Genomic DNA, 14,168 nt, shown 5'->3' on the forward strand with positions numbered 1-14,168 from the left:
AGGGCGAGCTGCGTGCGACGGGTGTTGGCGGTCCAGTTCGCACCCTGCGCCCTGTTCGTCACGGGCGTACTCGCACTCGTGCGGGCAGGCAGCTTTTCGGGGCGCAGTGACTGGGGTGCGGCGGTGCCGGAGCGTCCGCTCACCGCAGTCGGCGCGCTCCTCGTGGTCACCGCGTGCGCATCCCTCCTCGGCCTCCTGCTGCAGCCCTTCCAGGTCCGGGCGGTCCGTGTGCTGGAGGGCTACTGGGACCGCTGGGCGCTCACTGCGGGCCTCGGGCAGCTGCTGGTACAGGTGCAGCGCAAACGCTGGGTCGCGTTGTCGGAGCGAGCCGAAAAGGCAGCTCTCGGCGAGGCGGCACAGCGGGTACGGGCCGAGGCGCAGCGCCGCCTCGCCGCTCACCCTGCGGAGGACGTCTTGCTGCCCACGGCGCTGGGGAACGCGTTGCGCGCGGGTGAGTTGAGCGCGGGGGAGAGATACGGCCTGACCACCTTGGCGTCATGGCCGCGGATCTATCTGCAGGTCTCGGACCGCATGGCGGAGGCGCTGCGCTCGACCCGCGACGCGCTCGACAGTGCGGTGAATCTGTGCTGGTCGTTTCTGGCGCTTACTGGGACAGGCATTGCGGCCCTGTACGACGAGCGGTCCGGCTGGTGGCTCTGTGGAGCCGGTCTGGGCTTCGCCGCGCTGGCGTACAAGGGCGCGGTGACGGCAGCACAGTCGTACTCGGGCCTCATGCACGTGACCTATGACCTGCACCGCTTCGACCTCCTCGAAGCCCTTCACTATCCGTTGCCGACGAAGGAGACCGAAGAGGAGGTCTTTGCAGGTGTCTCGGATTCTTTCGCCTACCGGCAGCGCCTGGACTTCCCGTATGCCCACCCGGGTGCCCGGCCGCACGTGGAAGAGACCGACGGCAGCGCGGGCGGCCGGTTGGAGGACGGAGAGCCCCCGCAGCGGTCAGAGCAGGCCGAGTAGTTTCATCAGTTCGTTCGCCTTGATCCTGGCGTCCACTCCCGCCAGGCGGAAGAGGGCTGGGCCAGGCAGGATCTGAGCCGGACACTGAGCACCGTCGTAAGGGCCGTGCTTGAAGACGGCTCGGTCCCTTACGAGGTATGCGTTGATGGCCTCCGCGTCGCCCTCGGTCAGGACCTTCTGCCAGCGCCTTCGGTCCTGGTAGGAGTAGGCCTGCCTGGGAACAGGTTCTTGCCTGCACAGAGGGCACCGGACGAATTCGACCGGATGGCCCGGAAGGGTTGCGTCATACATTTTTCACCTCCACCTTCTTCAAGGTCTGCTTGTCTCCGGTGTGTTGCCGCCGACTAGGAAGGAAGACGCGACGGTCGTAGAGCCTGAGCGTCCAGATGACCTGTGCGATGGAAGCCACCGCGACAAGGATGGTGGCGGCCCAGCGCCAAACGGCCAGATCGCCGGTGCCCCGGGGAACGAGAACCATGGCGACGCCGAATGCGAGGAGCACGGTTCCCGCGTTGTACACCATGCCGGCGCGTTCCAGCTTCTCCTCCCCCGAAACGCATTCCCTTCGCTGGATCTCCAGGTCGTCCTTGCGGGGCTCGCTCAGGCCGGTCCAGTTCTGGAGGTCCTCGTACGAATAGATCCACTGGCGAGCATGAAAGCCGAGTTGGATGCTCAGCAGGAGGAGGATCACCGCCGTTACGAGGAGCAGGAGTGTCGGACCGGCCAATCGGATCTTGTCCGCGTCCGCGCACACCACTCCGATCAGGGAAAGAGATCCTGCTGTGAGGAGCGGCGCAGCAATGAATAGAGCTGTTTCGGAGGCCCGCACTATTCCCAGCGGTGTGGGACGTGCGACAAGTTCGTCATTACTTTTCACTTCCGTACTCATCTACCCCCCATGTGTACTTGTTTACCCGAACCAGCGAAACCGCTGAGTTCGCAGTGTGACTGCGGAGGGAATCAATCGGCAGGAGCGAAAATCCGCCAAAACAGCAGACGGCCCTGTTTCCGAAGTTACGGAAACAGAGCCCTCTGGTGATCAGAAGGAGATCAGAAGCGCCGAGTGATCAGCGCCCTCTTCACTTCCTGGATCGCCTTGGTGACCTCGATGCCGCGCGGGCAGGCGTCCGTGCAGTTGAACGTCGTGCGGCAACGCCACACGCCGTCCTTGTCGTTGAGGATCTCCAGGCGCTGCTCGCCCGCCTCGTCGCGCGAGTCGAAGATGAAGCGGTGGGCGTTCACGATGGCGGCCGGACCGAAGTACTGGCCGTCGTTCCAGAACACCGGGCACGAGGACGTGCACGCCGCGCACAGGATGCACTTGGTCGTGTCGTCGAAGCGCTCGCGGTCCTCGGCGGTCTGGAAACGCTCACGCGTCGGCTCGTTCGTGTCCTTCGTGATGAGGAAGGGCATGACGTCGCGGTACGCCTGGAAGAACGGCTCCATGTCGACGACCAGGTCCTTGAGGACCGTCAGGCCCTTGATGGGCTCGACCGTGATCGGCTTCTCGGGGTTGATGTCCTTGATCAGCGTCTTGCAGGCAAGGCGGTTCTTGCCGTTGATCCGCATGGCGTCCGAGCCGCAGATGCCGTGCGCGCAGGAGCGACGGAAGGTCAGCGTGCCGTCGACGTCCCACTTGATCTTGTGCAGACCGTCGAGGACGCGCTCCTTCGGGTCGATCTCCAGCTGGAAGTCTTCCCAGACCGCCTCCGCCGAGATCTCCGGGTTGAAGCGGCGGATCCGGAAGGTGACGGTGATGTAGGGAGAGGCGGCGGACTCCGCCTCGACCTTGTCCAGAACAGGGGTAGCCATCAGTACTTACGCTCCATCGGCTGGTAGCGGGTCTGGACGACCGGCTTGTAGTCGAGACGGATGGACTCGGTGCCGTCGTCGCCGACCTCGCGGTACGCCATGGTGTGGCGCATGAAGTTGACGTCGTCGCGGTTCGGGTAGTCCTCGCGGTAGTGACCGCCGCGGGACTCCTTGCGGGCGAGGGCGGACACGGCCATGACCTCGGCCAGGTCGAGCAGGTTGCCCAGCTCGATGGCCTCCAGCAGGTCGGTGTTGAACCGCTTGCCCTTGTCCTGGATCGAGACGTTCTTGTACCGCTCGCGCAGCTCGGCGATCTTCTCGACCGCCGTCTTGATCGTCTGCTCGGTGCGGAACACCATCACGTTGGCGTCCATGCACTCCTGGAGCTCCCGGCGGATCTCCGCGACCCGCTCGGTGCCGGTGGAGGCACGCAGCTGCTCGACCTGCGCGACGACCTGCTCGGCCGGGTTCTCCGGCAGCTCGACGTAGTCGGCCTTCAGCGAGTACTCGGCGGCGGCGATGCCGGCGCGGCGCCCGAACACGTTGATGTCCAGGAGCGAGTTGGTGCCGAGGCGGTTGGCGCCGTGCACGGAGACGCAGGCGACCTCGCCGGCGGCGTACAGACCCGGGACGACGGTGGTGTTGTCCGACAGGACCTCACCCTCGACGTTCGTCGGGATGCCGCCCATCGCGTAGTGCGCGGTGGGCTGGATCGGGATCGGGTCCGTGTAGGGCTCGATGCCGAGGTAGGTGCGCGCGAACTCCGTGATGTCGGGCAGCTTGGCGTCCAGCTGCTCCGGCGGGAGGTGCGTGAGGTCGAGGTAGACGTGGTCGCCCTCGGGACCGCAGCCGCGGCCCTCGCGGATCTCCGTGTAGATGGAGCGTGAGACGACGTCACGGGACGCGAGGTCCTTCATGACCGGCGCGTACTTCTCCATGAAGCGCTCGCCGTCCTTGTTGCGGAGGATGCCGCCCTCACCGCGGGCGCCCTCCGTCAGCAGGATGCCCATGCGCCAGATGCCGGTCGGGTGGAACTGGAAGAACTCCATGTCCTCCAGCGGCAGCCCGCGGCGGTAGACGGCGGCCTGGCCGTCACCGGTCAGGGTGTGCGCGTTGGAGGTCACCTTGAAGAACTTGCCGGTGCCGCCGGACGCGTAGATCACGGCCCTCGCCTGGAAGACGTGGATCTCGCCGGTCGCGAGCTCGTAGGCGACGACGCCCGCCGAGTGCTTGACCCCGTCGATCTCGGTGATCAGCTGGTCGAGGACGTAGAACTCGTTGAAGAACTCCACGCCCTCCTTCACGCAGTTCTGGTACAGCGTCTGGAGGATCATGTGACCGGTGCGGTCGGCCGCGTAGCAGGAGCGGCGGACCGGGGCCTCGCCGTGGTTGCGGCTGTGGCCGCCGAAGCGGCGCTGGTCGATCGTCCCGTCGGGCGTCCGGTTGAACGGCAGGCCCATCTTCTCCAGGTCGAGGACCGAGTCGATGGCCTCCTTCGCCAGGATCTCGGCGGCGTCCTGGTCGACCAGGTAGTCACCGCCCTTGACCGTGTCGAAGGTGTGCCACTCCCAGTTGTCCTCCTCCACGTTGGCGAGCGCGGCGGCCATGCCGCCCTGCGCGGCGCCCGTGTGGGAGCGGGTCGGGTAGAGCTTCGTCAGCACGGCGGTGCGGCTGCGCTTCGTCGACTCGATGGCGGCGCGCATGCCGGCGCCACCGGCGCCGACGATGACGGTGTCGTACTTGTGGATCTTCATGAGTGGTTGCCTCAGCCCCGTGCCTAGCGGATGTTCGGGTCGAAGGTGAAGATCACCAGCGTGCCCAGCAGGATCGTGAACACCGTGGCGGTGTACAGCAGGCCCTTCAGCCAAAGGCGCGTGTTGGCGCGCTCCGCGTAGTCGTTGATGACGGTACGCAGGCCGTTGGCGCCGTGCAGCATCGCGAGCCACAGCATCGCGAGGTCCCAGACCTGCCACCACGGGTTGGCCCAGCGGCCGGCCACGAAGGCGAAGCCGACCTTGGAGACGCCGCCGTCGAGGACGAGCTGGATGAGCAGGTGGCCGATGACCAGGACGACCAGGACGATGCCGGACAGGCGCATGAACAGCCAGCCGTACATCTCGAAATTGCCGCGGGTCGACTTCGGGGTCTTCTTGGTGCGCTTGCGGGGGGCCTCGATGACCGGGGCGGGGTTGTCGACGCCGTACGCCGAGAACGCGCCCGCGCCCTCGACGGGGCCGATGCCGGAAGCGGCGGTGTCAGTAGTGGACATCTGCGTCAGCTCCCGAAGACTTCGCGGAATGCGTGACCGAGGACGGGGTAGAGCGCCCCGGCCATCAGCACGATCCAGATACCGACGACGGACCAGAGCATCTGCTTCTGGTAGCGCGGGCCCTTCGACCAGAAGTCGACGGCGATGACGCGCAGGCCGTTGAGCGCGTGGAAGAGGATGGCGGCGACGAGGCCGTACTCCAGCAGCGCGACGATCGGCGTCTTGTACGTGGACACGACCTTGTCGTAGTCCTCGGGGGAGACACGGACGAGAGCGGTGTCCAGCACGTGTACGAACAGGAAGAAGAAGATGAGGACGCCGGTGACTCGGTGAGCCACCCAGGACCACATTCCTTCCCGGCCGCGGTACAGCGTTCCAGCCGGCACGGAAGAACCCTCCGGGAGCGGGGATTGGGGCCGCGCCGGCTTCTGTGTCGGTCGGGCCCGGCCGGGTACGGTCCACCGGCCCTGGCCATCGTAGCGACGACTTGTCGGAACGCTTACAGCGGCCCCGCTGGTGTGATCAAACAGGCAATCAAACAGGCACGTACGGGCTATCCGGGTGGCCCGAATCCGTCGATTCCGCCGTTTCCGGACGAGATCCCGACGGATCGTCGAACGTACGTGCAAGCCGGGAGATGCGTCCCCGGGCGAGTCGCCTGAGCTCCTCGGCCGTCAGGACGCGCTCCTCCTCGGGCTCGTTCGCCAGGCGGGCCCGGATTCCGGCCAGCACCTGGTCGAGGGCCTCCTCCGGCCCGAAGTCGTCCAGACAGATGACGAACACATGGCCGAATCGGCTCTCGTATGCGGCGTGCGCGGCGCTCAGCGCGGTGTGCGCGGCGGAGTACGCGCCGTCCGGGAGCAGGGTGAGCGACTCGCCGGCCAGCGCCTCGGCGAGGTCGGCGGGGGTCAGGTCGTACGCCGCCTCGTCGGCCGCGGCGAGCAGCGCGCCCAGGTCCGGGTAGGGCCGATGGTCGGCCAGGCGTTGGGCCCAGCGCAGGCTGCCGCAGCAGGCGAGCAGGGCACGGGTGACCACGTCGGCCGGCGCGGCGTTGAACCGTGCGAGGCGGCCCGGGGACGGCGCCGCGCTCTTCTGCTCGGGGAGGGCGACCTGGCCGGGGAGGCGTGGGTGACGGTGCGACGGCAGCGTAGATCCTCGGCGGTGGGAGAGAAGGTCCGGGCCGTGACGTCATGGGCGTCACGCGTGTTTCGGCAGGGGAGGGAGTGAAAGTTGTGCCGCTCACGCTATCGAGGTGTGCTGGAAGCTGTCCGATGGATGCCCGAATTTCACCCGCACGGGAGAGTTTCGGAATGTGCGGTGGACGGATGATGCGGGCTCTGGGCTTAGGTTCGCTGTGCAGTGGACCTCGGTGGCGAAGTGAGGGCAGCGTGATGCGGAACGTTCGCGGGGGTACGTGGGGAGCGCCCGGAGGGCCGGAGGTCTCCTCGATACCTCCGCGGCCTTTGCGCCACGCCCGGCGTGATCCGACGGCCCCACAGTTCGCCCGAACGGCGCAAGCCGCACCACGGACCGCCCCGCGCGGACCCGCGGCGGCGCGCCGAGCCGGGGGCGCGGGCACGGGAGGTGCGCGGTGACCGGCCGCAGGCGGCGGGCACCGGAGCGGCGGGTCCGGCGCACGGGAGCCGTCGCGGGCGGCGCGGCCGTGGTCGTGGCGGGCGCCGTCGCCGCGGCCTTCGCGTTCTGGCCCGGAGGCGACGGGGAGCCGACGGGGGCCGGGACGTCGACGGCCGCCCGGTCGGGCACCTCGCCCGGCGCGCAGCCCTCACCGACCCGGTCGTACCCCCTGTCGCAGGCGCCCCGGACCATTCCCGCCGTACGGGAGCACACCCCGGCCCGGGGGCCCGGCTGGCGTCCTGCCTCCGGGGCCCGCGTGGTCGTGCGCGACGAGGCACTCGCCGATGAGGGACGGCTGATCGCGGGAGAGCTGAAGCTGACGTACGCGGGGCGGACGGGGGCCGAGGACGGCGACGTGGAGCTCGGCCTCGACCACGGCGGCGCGGGTCCCGAGTCGTACACCCTGACCGTCAAGAACCGTCGGGTCACCATCACGGCCCCCGCCGAGGCCGGAGTCTTCTACGGCACGCGCACCCTCAAGCAGGAGGTGCACGGCGGCGGCACCGCGCCGGAGGGGGTCGTGAACGACCGGCCCGCGAAGGCGCAGCGCGGGTTCATGCTCGACATCGCCCGCAAGCACTTCACGGCCGACTGGATCGAGGACCGGGTCCGTGAGCTGGGCGACCTGAAGTTCAATCAGCTCGGTCTGCACTTCTCGGACGACCAGGGCTTCCGCATCGAGTCGGACACGCACCCCGAGATCGTCTCGAAGGAGCACCTCAGCAAGGCGGAGGTCCGCAGGATCATCGACCTCGCGGCGAGCCGGCACATCGATGTCGTCCCGGAGATCGACTCGCCGGGCCACCTGGGCGCGGTCATCGCCGCGCACCCCGACCTCCAGCTGCGCAACGTGTCGGGTGTCGCCACGCGGGGCGCCGTCGACATCTCCGACCCCGCCGCGGCGAACCTGGTCGACGACCTGCTCAACGAGTACGCGGACCTCTTCCCCGGCCCGTACTGGCACCTCGGCGGCGACGAGTACCAGGCGTTGACGGTGTCGAATCCGGCGGCGTCCTTCCCGCAGCTGGCCACCGCCGCCCGCACCAAGTACGGGCCCGGCGCGAGCGTCGCCGACCTGGCGACCGGTTGGCTCAACGACCGGGCCGCCGTCGTCCACGGCCACGACCGGACGGCACGGGCGTGGAACGACGGGTTCTTCCGCGGCGGCCAGGTCGAGGCGGACGCCGATCTCCAGGTGGCGTACTGGACGGGCAAGGAGATCGGGGCCCGGCTGCCGGTCGAGTACCTGAGCGAGGGCCGCAAGGTCATCAACTACAACGACGAGTACCTCTACTACGTCCTCGGCGAGCCGCAGACCTTCGTGTACCCGACCGGGCAGCGCATCTACGAGCAGTGGACCCCGCTCGTCCTGCGCGGATCGACGGCGGTGTCCGCGAAGTACGACTCCCAGATCCTCGGCGGGAGCTTCGCCGTCTGGTGCGACCGCTCGACCGCCCAGACGCAGGACCAGGTCGCCGCCGGCGTCCGCATGCCGCTGCGCGCGACGGTCCAGAAACTGTGGGATCCCCGGAAACCGGCGCTGTCCTGGGCCGACTTCAAGGCGCTCGCGAACCGGCTGGGCTGAGCACGGGCCCCCGACGGGGTGGACGACCGGGCACGGTGAACCGTATGTTCCGCGTGCCGTGCGCGAGGTCCTGGGGAGGGACCCGCCCGGTCTCCGTCTTCTGAACCAGTGGGGGGTCCCTCAGCCATGCTCTGCACGCACTGCCGGCACTTCGAAGCGACGGCCGGGGACGGCCTGTGCGACATCTGCACCGTCGCGACGGCCGCCCCCCATCGGCCCGGCAGCGCCCGGCGGTTCGCCGGCTCGCAGCGGTCGGGCAGCTCGCAGCCGCCCGCCGCGCACCTGCGCTCGCCCGTCGGTCTCGCCCAGGCCACGGTCGTCATGCTCGCCGTGTCCGCCGCCGCCGGACTCTTCACCCTCTACTCGGTCCTCTCGGCGTACGGGCTCGTCAGCGACATCGCCGCCGGGGCGTTCGAGGCGGTGGACCAGGACGACCTGGACCTGGCGGACCGGCTCCTCGTCGCCTCGGGCAGGCTCCAGTTCGTGCTGGAGATCGCCACCGCCGTCGTGTTCGTCTGCTGGTTCCACCGGGTGCGGGTCAACGCCGAGGTGTTCGGGCCGCAGGAGCACCGGATGAGGCGCGGCTGGGCCGTCTGGGGCTGGTTCGTTCCCGTGGTGAACCTGTGGTTCCCGCGCCGCGTCGCCGCCGACGTCTGGGACGCGAGCGCACCGCTGCCGACACTGTCCCTGGCGGACGGGACGCGGATGCCCTCGTCGTCGCACCTCCTCCTCAACTCCTGGTGGCTCACATGGGTGGCCGCCGCGCTCACCGACCGGCTGTCCGGCCGGTCCGTACGCGGCGCCGACACGCCCGCCGAACTGCGCGAGGCGATGGGCATGCTGGGAGTCGCCGAGGTCCTGTGGGTGGTGGCCGCCGTCCTCGCGGTGCTCTTCGTGCGGCGTCTGACCCGTATGCAGGACGACAAGGCCCGGCGCGGTCCGCTCGTCGCCGCGGCGGTCCGACCCGCGCCGAATCATCCCTTTCCGTAGCCAACTGCCCCGCCCCTGTGGTGTATTCGGCCCGAGTCGCCGAACCGAGACACCGGGGGAAACCGGCATGGGCTACTGGGGCTACTACGTCGTGGGCAGAAGCGAGGCACCGCTCGCGGAGCTGGACACGCTGGCCGGGGCGCGCGGCATGGTGCTGCGCGGGACGGCGCCGGCAGGCTGGCAGGTGTGGGAGTACCCGGGCGGTGACGGGGACGTCGGGAACATGAACGCACTCGCCCGGGAGACCGGCGCGCCCGCTCTGTTCGGATACGTCATGGACAGCGACTGCGTGGCCGTCGAGGCAGCCGCCCCCGAGAGCGGCGCGTGGACCACCTGCCTGGCGCGGGAGGCGATGGCCGGGTACCTGGGCGGCGGCGAGGACGAGCTCGGCGTCGACGACTACTTCCTCGAACCGGGCGACGCCGCCGCGCGGGCCGTCGCCTGGGCCGCCGAGGCCGGTCATGCCGTCACCGCGGAATCGCTGCTCGACGTGCTGACCGCGGGCCCCGACCCGTTGGCCGAAAACCTCTTCTTCCGGTTCCTCGACCGGCTCGGTGTGGTGCCGCTGTGACACTCCCGGACCGTTGCACGCAGTAAGGGGAAGTGCGGGCTCCGTGAGACAAGGGCGCCCTGTCGAGGCATTTCGAGGGAGGCGCGATGAGCCTGGTGGAACTGATCGCTCAGGCCGACGAGCGAGGTCTGGCGGCGAGCGGTCTGGCTTGTTTGGATCGGTGCGTGCCTCTGCTGGGCGGCGACGACGAGATCCTGCGACCGCTGTGGGCGAGCCTGGCGGACGGGAACGCATGGGGCGACCGCCTGAAGGAGGCGCGCACCAGACTCGACGCGGACGCTCCCGAGCCGGCCGCGGCCGACGAGGACGAGGCCGTCGTGCTCGCCCGTCGCATGCTCGACGCGGCACCCGCCGAGTGCTCCGCCGCCGACCTGCGCCCCTGGGCCGACGCCTGTTCCGTCGCGGCCCTGCAGATCCACCGGATGCTGGACGCCGCCGAGGACGGAGCGTCGTGCGTGACGTCCCGCCGCGAGGGCCGCACGGACGGCATGTCGCCGCTCGTCGCCGCCGAACTGCGCCGCCAGGTCACCGTCCTGGAACTGCTCGCCGACCACGGCACCGGAGGACTGCGTCCGGCTCTGGACGTGTCCACGGAGGGCCGGCGCGTGCTGCGGGCGGTGGTGTCGCGCAGGGCGCGGGGAAGGGCGTAGGCGTACACACGGGCCGTCCGGCGCGGACCGGTCCGGGTCGGTTCGGAGCGGTCCAGGAGGGTTCGGGAGGGTTCGGGCCGGTCCTGGCGCGGGCGGACGCGTCGGCGGCCCCGGCAGGCTCAAACCCGTTTGCCTGAGGGGTTCCTGTGACTGTCCGGCGAGGGAGATGGCGGTCCTGAGCCGGTGTCGCGAACACCCACCGGGCGCGTGACGAATCCGGTCCCGACCACGCTCTTCGGAATGTGAACGCAATGAGTGTGGACTCGACTCGGGCAACGAGGCCCCCGGCGGCGGCGAAGCCCGTGCGCTGGGCGGCGGACACGGTCGCGACGATGCGTGAGGGCGCCCGGCTGCGCCTCGACTATTCGGCCCAGAGCCTGTGGCGCGTGGACCGGCTGATCGAGGAGATACGCCGGGAGGGCGCGCCGTTCGCCGCCGTCGAGACGGCGCTGCGCGGATTCGGCGCGTACGCCGGTGAGGTCGTCGTCAGATGCACGGGCGGCGAATGGTGGGAGACGGGCGGCGACCACTGGTTGCGCACGCCCGACGGGCGCCTGTGGGATCCGATCGAGGAGGCCCGCCGCTGCTACGCGGGCGACGGCTCGCTGCGGCTGCTGTGCCGCGAGGCCGTGGGCTAGGGGCCCGGCCGGAGGGTCTCGCCCGGTTCGGCGCGGCGGATTCCGGCGGCGCGGGGAACACGAAGAGGGGCCGTGCGACATACGTCCGTATGTCGCACGGCCCCCTCGTGGCCCTGGCGGGGATCGCTGCCGCTACGGCGTCAGCGTCTGCCCCAGATGGGCGCCCGCCGGAGTGCCGAGTGTGGTCTTGCTGTACACCGTGGCCTGCGTGAGACCGAGACCGGTGCTGTTGCTGGGCACGTACAGCAGGATGCCGTCGCCGCCGTCCTCGCCCTCGGTGCCGAGGACCAGGTCGGTGCGGCCGTACCCGGAGAGGTCGGCGAGCGAGACGGCCGAGCCGAGCTTGTCGTCGGTCTCGGTGGAGCCGGGCACCCCGGAGGTGTCCTGGGACACGGCGATCGAGCCGGAACCGGTCAGGCCCGTCGAGGTGCCCTTCAGGAGCAGGGTGGTGCCGGCGTTGGAGCGGTTGACCGCGTCGCGGGTGATGTCCTCGTCCGGTGCGCCGGCGAGGACGTCCGCGTAACCGTCGAGGTTGTAGTCGCCGACGGACACGGACGAACCGAGCGCGTCACCGGACTCGTTGGCGCCCGGCACACCCGTGGTGTCCTGCTGGACCGTCGTCATGCCGGTGGTGGTGAAGCCGGTGGAGGTGCCGGGGACCATGGTGACCTGGCCGCCGGAGACGGCGCCGGACTCCGAGGCGGAGGGCTGGCCGATGACGATGTCGTCGTAGCCGTTGCCGTTCACGTCACCGGCGGCGATCGAACGGCCGCCCTTCACGCTGAGCGTGGACACCTTCGTCAGGCCCGACGCGCCGCCCTTGAACCAGGTGACCCGGCCGATGCCGCCCGCGTCACGGTAGTTGAGGGCCACGTCCGCGTAGCCGTCCCGGTTGAAGTCGCCGGTGGCGGCGTCGGCGTACGCGATCGCGCTCGTCGAGGTGGTGAGGGTGCCGGTCTCGGTGGCGCCGCCGGTGAGGCGGGCGTTCCAGTTGCCGCCCTTGCCGGTGCCCGCGGAGAACACGTCCGCCTTGCCGTTCGCGTCGAAGTCGCCGACCGCGACGGCCGAACCGAGCTTGGCGCCGGCGGCGGTCACGCCGGAGGTGGCGTACGAGAAGCCGGTGTTCAGAGCGGGGCCGTAGAGCACGGTGACCGAGCCGCGGTCCGCGTTGCCGCTCGTGTCGTCCTCGCCGGGCGCGCCGACCGCGAGGTCCGCGTAGCCGTCGCCGTTCACGTCGCCCCACGCGGTGGCGGCACCCCAGTTGTCGCCCGCCTCGGAGGAGCCGGGGACACCCGCGCTGTTCTGCGTGAGCGTCACCTTCGACGCCGGGACCGGGCCGTTCAGCCCGCCGGGCACCACGGTGAGGCTGCCGACGCCGCCCGACGCCTTGGGCGTACCGGCGACGAGGTCGCTCACGCCGTCACGGTTGTAGTCGGAGGTCGGGATCGCGGAGTTCCGGCCGGCGCTCGCGGCGTACCTGCGGATCTCGGCGAGCTTCGGGTAGAGGTTGGCGCCGGGGCACGCGGTGGCGTTGGTGTCGCGGTGTCCGAAGACCGTCGGCAGCGTGATCGACGTGCCCTTGTCGACGAGGTTGCCGTCCTGGCCCTTGGGGCTGCCGGAGACCAGCGTCACCTTGCCGTTGGGGTCGACGCCGTACATGCCGAACTTCCAGGCGACGATGCGGGAGATGGCCTCCAGGCCCGCGCGGGTCGGCTTGGCGTTCTCGTAGTTGCCTATGTACGAGATGCCGACCGTGTTGGTGTTGAAGCCGATGTCGTGCGCACCGATGACGGGCAGGTCCATGCCGCCGCTGCGGCCCTCGAAGATCTGGCCGCACTTGTCGACGACGAAGTTGTAGCCGATGTCGAAGTAGCCGCGCGAGAAGTGCTCCTGCTGGATGGTGCGCATCCGGGCGCGGGACTCGCCGCAGGAGAGCTTGTTGTCGCTGTCCACACCGGTGTGGTGGACCACGGCCGCCTTGATCTCGGTGCCGTACGCGGGCGTTCCGTCGTAGTCGGTCGACGCGCCCCACTCGGCCTGGGTGATGACCGGCGGCTTGACCACCGTCGACGGGCGGGGCGCGGGGACGGTGTCGGTGGGCGACGGCGTCGGCGAGGCGGTGTCGGTCGACGACGGGCTCGGCGGCTCGGTGGTCGGCGAGGCGGTGTCGGTGGGGGAGGCGGTGTCCGTCGGGGTCGCGGGATCCGTGGTCGTCGGCACCGGGTCGGCCGGGGTCGGCGAGTCCGTCGTCGCGGGCGTGGTCTCCTCCACCGGGAGCGTGTACGCCGCGGGTTCCGTGCTCCGCTTCGGATCGGTGCCCGGGTCGAGCAGCCGCACGTCCATGCCGGCCGGTTGTCCCGCGGCCTCCGTGCCGTCGGCTCCGATCACGCGGACCTCGACGCCGTCCGCGTCGCCGGTCCACACGGACGCCGTACCGCCGCGCTGCGCGGCCTTCCTGCCCTCCTCGCCGTCGGCCGAGAAGGGGTCGTCAGGCAGCTTCTGCCACCCCGACCACTTGCCGGACTCCCGCTCCCGGTACCGCACCTCGGGCGTGCCCTTCGGCTTCGCGTCCGGGTCGCTCCAGGTCAGCAGTACGGCGCTGAAGCGGTCGGTGTCCTGCTTGCCGAGGCCCTTGCGGCCGGCCCCCTTGTCCTTCAGCTTGACCGTGTGCACGGCGGGTTTGCGTGCTCCGGCAGGGTCGTCCGGCTGTGCGGACGGGTTTGCTACGGCATAGGTGACGGCGCCCGCCCCGCCCAGCACCACGGCCCCGATCGTCAGCCACGCTCTCCGCTTCAGAGTCAGCGGTTTGTACGCATGGCCAGTCCTGCGACTCAACTGCCCCACCCCTGGAAAAGGTTCTCGGAAACAAGTCCTCAAAAGCACCACCCGTCACACGGGTGGTCCGATGAGTCACAGCGCACAGCGATCGCAAAGCGTCACCACAGTCGATGCGACCTGCGTCACCCCACCGCCCGGCTCCGCCCGGCCGGCACGGCAGGATCGAGGGGATCGCCCTGCTCCGGCAGGTGTCCGTGGAGGTAGG

14 protein-coding genes are annotated in these 14,168 nt (G+C 70.0%); 6 read left to right on the forward strand and 8 right to left on the reverse strand.

Features of this window, described 5'->3' with window-relative positions:
- Positions 1 to 12 precede the first annotated feature (12 nt).
- The gene (locus ABEB03_RS31990; RefSeq protein ID WP_345656315.1) at positions 13 to 975 is read left to right on the forward strand and encodes a hypothetical protein; all 963 of its coding nucleotides are present in this window, start codon (positions 13 to 15) and stop codon (positions 973 to 975) included.
- On the opposite strand, the gene ABEB03_RS31995 is transcribed toward ABEB03_RS31990, so the two are convergent.
- The 7 genes from ABEB03_RS31995 to ABEB03_RS32025 form a co-directional block, all read right to left on the reverse strand.
- On the reverse strand, positions 958 to 1,266 hold the full coding sequence (locus ABEB03_RS31995; RefSeq protein WP_345656316.1) for a hypothetical protein: 309 nt from the start codon (positions 1,264 to 1,266) through the stop codon (positions 958 to 960). The genes ABEB03_RS31990 and ABEB03_RS31995 overlap by 18 nt on opposite strands.
- Positions 1,259 to 1,864 (reverse strand): hypothetical protein, encoded by a 606-nt coding sequence (locus ABEB03_RS32000; protein ID WP_345656317.1) that lies wholly within the window; start codon positions 1,862 to 1,864, stop codon positions 1,259 to 1,261. Before ABEB03_RS32000 ends, ABEB03_RS31995 begins: the two co-directional genes overlap by 8 nt.
- Before the next feature lie 161 nt (positions 1,865 to 2,025).
- Complete coding sequence (locus ABEB03_RS32005) at positions 2,026 to 2,787, reverse strand: succinate dehydrogenase iron-sulfur subunit (RefSeq protein WP_095936182.1); 762 nt, start codon at positions 2,785 to 2,787, stop codon at positions 2,026 to 2,028.
- Entirely contained in the window at positions 2,787 to 4,541 is a 1,755-nt protein-coding gene (gene sdhA / locus ABEB03_RS32010; RefSeq protein ID WP_345656318.1) for a succinate dehydrogenase flavoprotein subunit, read from the reverse strand. The genes ABEB03_RS32005 and sdhA overlap by 1 nt, the downstream gene beginning before the upstream one ends.
- 23 nt (positions 4,542 to 4,564) lie before the next feature.
- A complete protein-coding gene (locus ABEB03_RS32015; protein ID WP_345656319.1) occupies positions 4,565 to 5,056 on the reverse strand; it encodes a succinate dehydrogenase hydrophobic membrane anchor subunit in 492 nt (163 codons plus the stop codon).
- A 5-nt stretch (positions 5,057 to 5,061) separates the two neighbouring features.
- Positions 5,062 to 5,442 carry a succinate dehydrogenase, cytochrome b556 subunit gene (sdhC, locus tag ABEB03_RS32020; protein WP_078629246.1) on the reverse strand — a complete coding sequence of 127 codons (381 nt, stop codon included), beginning with the start codon at positions 5,440 to 5,442 and terminating at the stop codon, positions 5,062 to 5,064.
- Between the two features lie 148 nt (positions 5,443 to 5,590).
- A complete protein-coding gene (locus ABEB03_RS32025; protein ID WP_345656463.1) occupies positions 5,591 to 6,202 on the reverse strand; it encodes a 2-oxo-4-hydroxy-4-carboxy-5-ureidoimidazoline decarboxylase in 612 nt (203 codons plus the stop codon).
- A 445-nt stretch (positions 6,203 to 6,647) separates the two neighbouring features.
- Between ABEB03_RS32025 and ABEB03_RS32030 the strand changes: the two genes are divergently transcribed.
- The 5 genes from ABEB03_RS32030 to ABEB03_RS32050 all read left to right on the forward strand — a co-directional run bounded on the left by ABEB03_RS32030 (position 6,648) and on the right by ABEB03_RS32050 (position 11,125).
- On the forward strand, positions 6,648 to 8,276 hold the full coding sequence (locus ABEB03_RS32030; RefSeq protein WP_345656320.1) for a beta-N-acetylhexosaminidase: 1,629 nt from the start codon (positions 6,648 to 6,650) through the stop codon (positions 8,274 to 8,276).
- Positions 8,277 to 8,402: 126 nt separating this feature from the next.
- Complete coding sequence (locus tag ABEB03_RS32035) at positions 8,403 to 9,266, forward strand: DUF4328 domain-containing protein (protein WP_345656321.1); 864 nt, start codon at positions 8,403 to 8,405, stop codon at positions 9,264 to 9,266.
- Positions 9,267 to 9,333: 67 nt separating this feature from the next.
- A complete protein-coding gene (locus ABEB03_RS32040; RefSeq protein WP_345656322.1) occupies positions 9,334 to 9,837 on the forward strand; it encodes a hypothetical protein in 504 nt (167 codons plus the stop codon).
- An 86-nt stretch (positions 9,838 to 9,923) separates the two neighbouring features.
- The gene (locus ABEB03_RS32045; RefSeq protein WP_345656323.1) at positions 9,924 to 10,487 is read left to right on the forward strand and encodes a hypothetical protein; all 564 of its coding nucleotides are present in this window, start codon (positions 9,924 to 9,926) and stop codon (positions 10,485 to 10,487) included.
- A gap of 251 nt (positions 10,488 to 10,738) precedes the next feature.
- Positions 10,739 to 11,125, forward strand: coding sequence for a hypothetical protein (locus tag ABEB03_RS32050; RefSeq protein WP_078629248.1), 387 nt, complete (start codon positions 10,739 to 10,741; stop codon positions 11,123 to 11,125).
- Positions 11,126 to 11,257: 132 nt separating this feature from the next.
- On the opposite strand, the gene ABEB03_RS32055 is transcribed toward ABEB03_RS32050, so the two are convergent.
- Positions 11,258 to 13,885, reverse strand: a complete 2,628-nt coding sequence (locus ABEB03_RS32055; RefSeq protein WP_345656464.1) for an FG-GAP-like repeat-containing protein — start codon at positions 13,883 to 13,885, stop codon at positions 11,258 to 11,260.
- Positions 13,886 to 14,168 lie beyond the last annotated feature (283 nt).

It is taken from the genome of Streptomyces siamensis (assembly GCF_039543605.1).
In the GTDB taxonomy this organism is placed as follows: Bacteria; Actinomycetota; Actinomycetes; order Streptomycetales; family Streptomycetaceae; genus Streptomyces; species Streptomyces siamensis.

Excerpts from the sequence above, each read along its gene's own strand:
- ABEB03_RS32035 (WP_345656321.1), top strand. The coding sequence starts at position 8,403 with ATGCTCTGCACGCACTGCCGGCACTTCGAAGCGACGGCCGGGGACGGC.
- ABEB03_RS32015 (WP_345656319.1), bottom strand. The coding sequence starts at position 5,056 with ATGTCCACTACTGACACCGCCGCTTCCGGCATCGGCCCCGTCGAGGGC.
- ABEB03_RS31995 (WP_345656316.1), bottom strand. The coding sequence starts at position 1,266 with ATGTATGACGCAACCCTTCCGGGCCATCCGGTCGAATTCGTCCGGTGC.
- ABEB03_RS32005 (WP_095936182.1), bottom strand. The coding sequence starts at position 2,787 with ATGGCTACCCCTGTTCTGGACAAGGTCGAGGCGGAGTCCGCCGCCTCT.
- ABEB03_RS32045 (WP_345656323.1), top strand. The coding sequence starts at position 9,924 with ATGAGCCTGGTGGAACTGATCGCTCAGGCCGACGAGCGAGGTCTGGCG.
- ABEB03_RS32050 (WP_078629248.1), top strand. The coding sequence starts at position 10,739 with ATGAGTGTGGACTCGACTCGGGCAACGAGGCCCCCGGCGGCGGCGAAG.
- ABEB03_RS32000 (WP_345656317.1), bottom strand. The coding sequence starts at position 1,864 with ATGAGTACGGAAGTGAAAAGTAATGACGAACTTGTCGCACGTCCCACA.
- ABEB03_RS32040 (WP_345656322.1), top strand. The coding sequence starts at position 9,334 with ATGGGCTACTGGGGCTACTACGTCGTGGGCAGAAGCGAGGCACCGCTC.
- sdhA (WP_345656318.1), bottom strand. The coding sequence starts at position 4,541 with ATGAAGATCCACAAGTACGACACCGTCATCGTCGGCGCCGGTGGCGCC.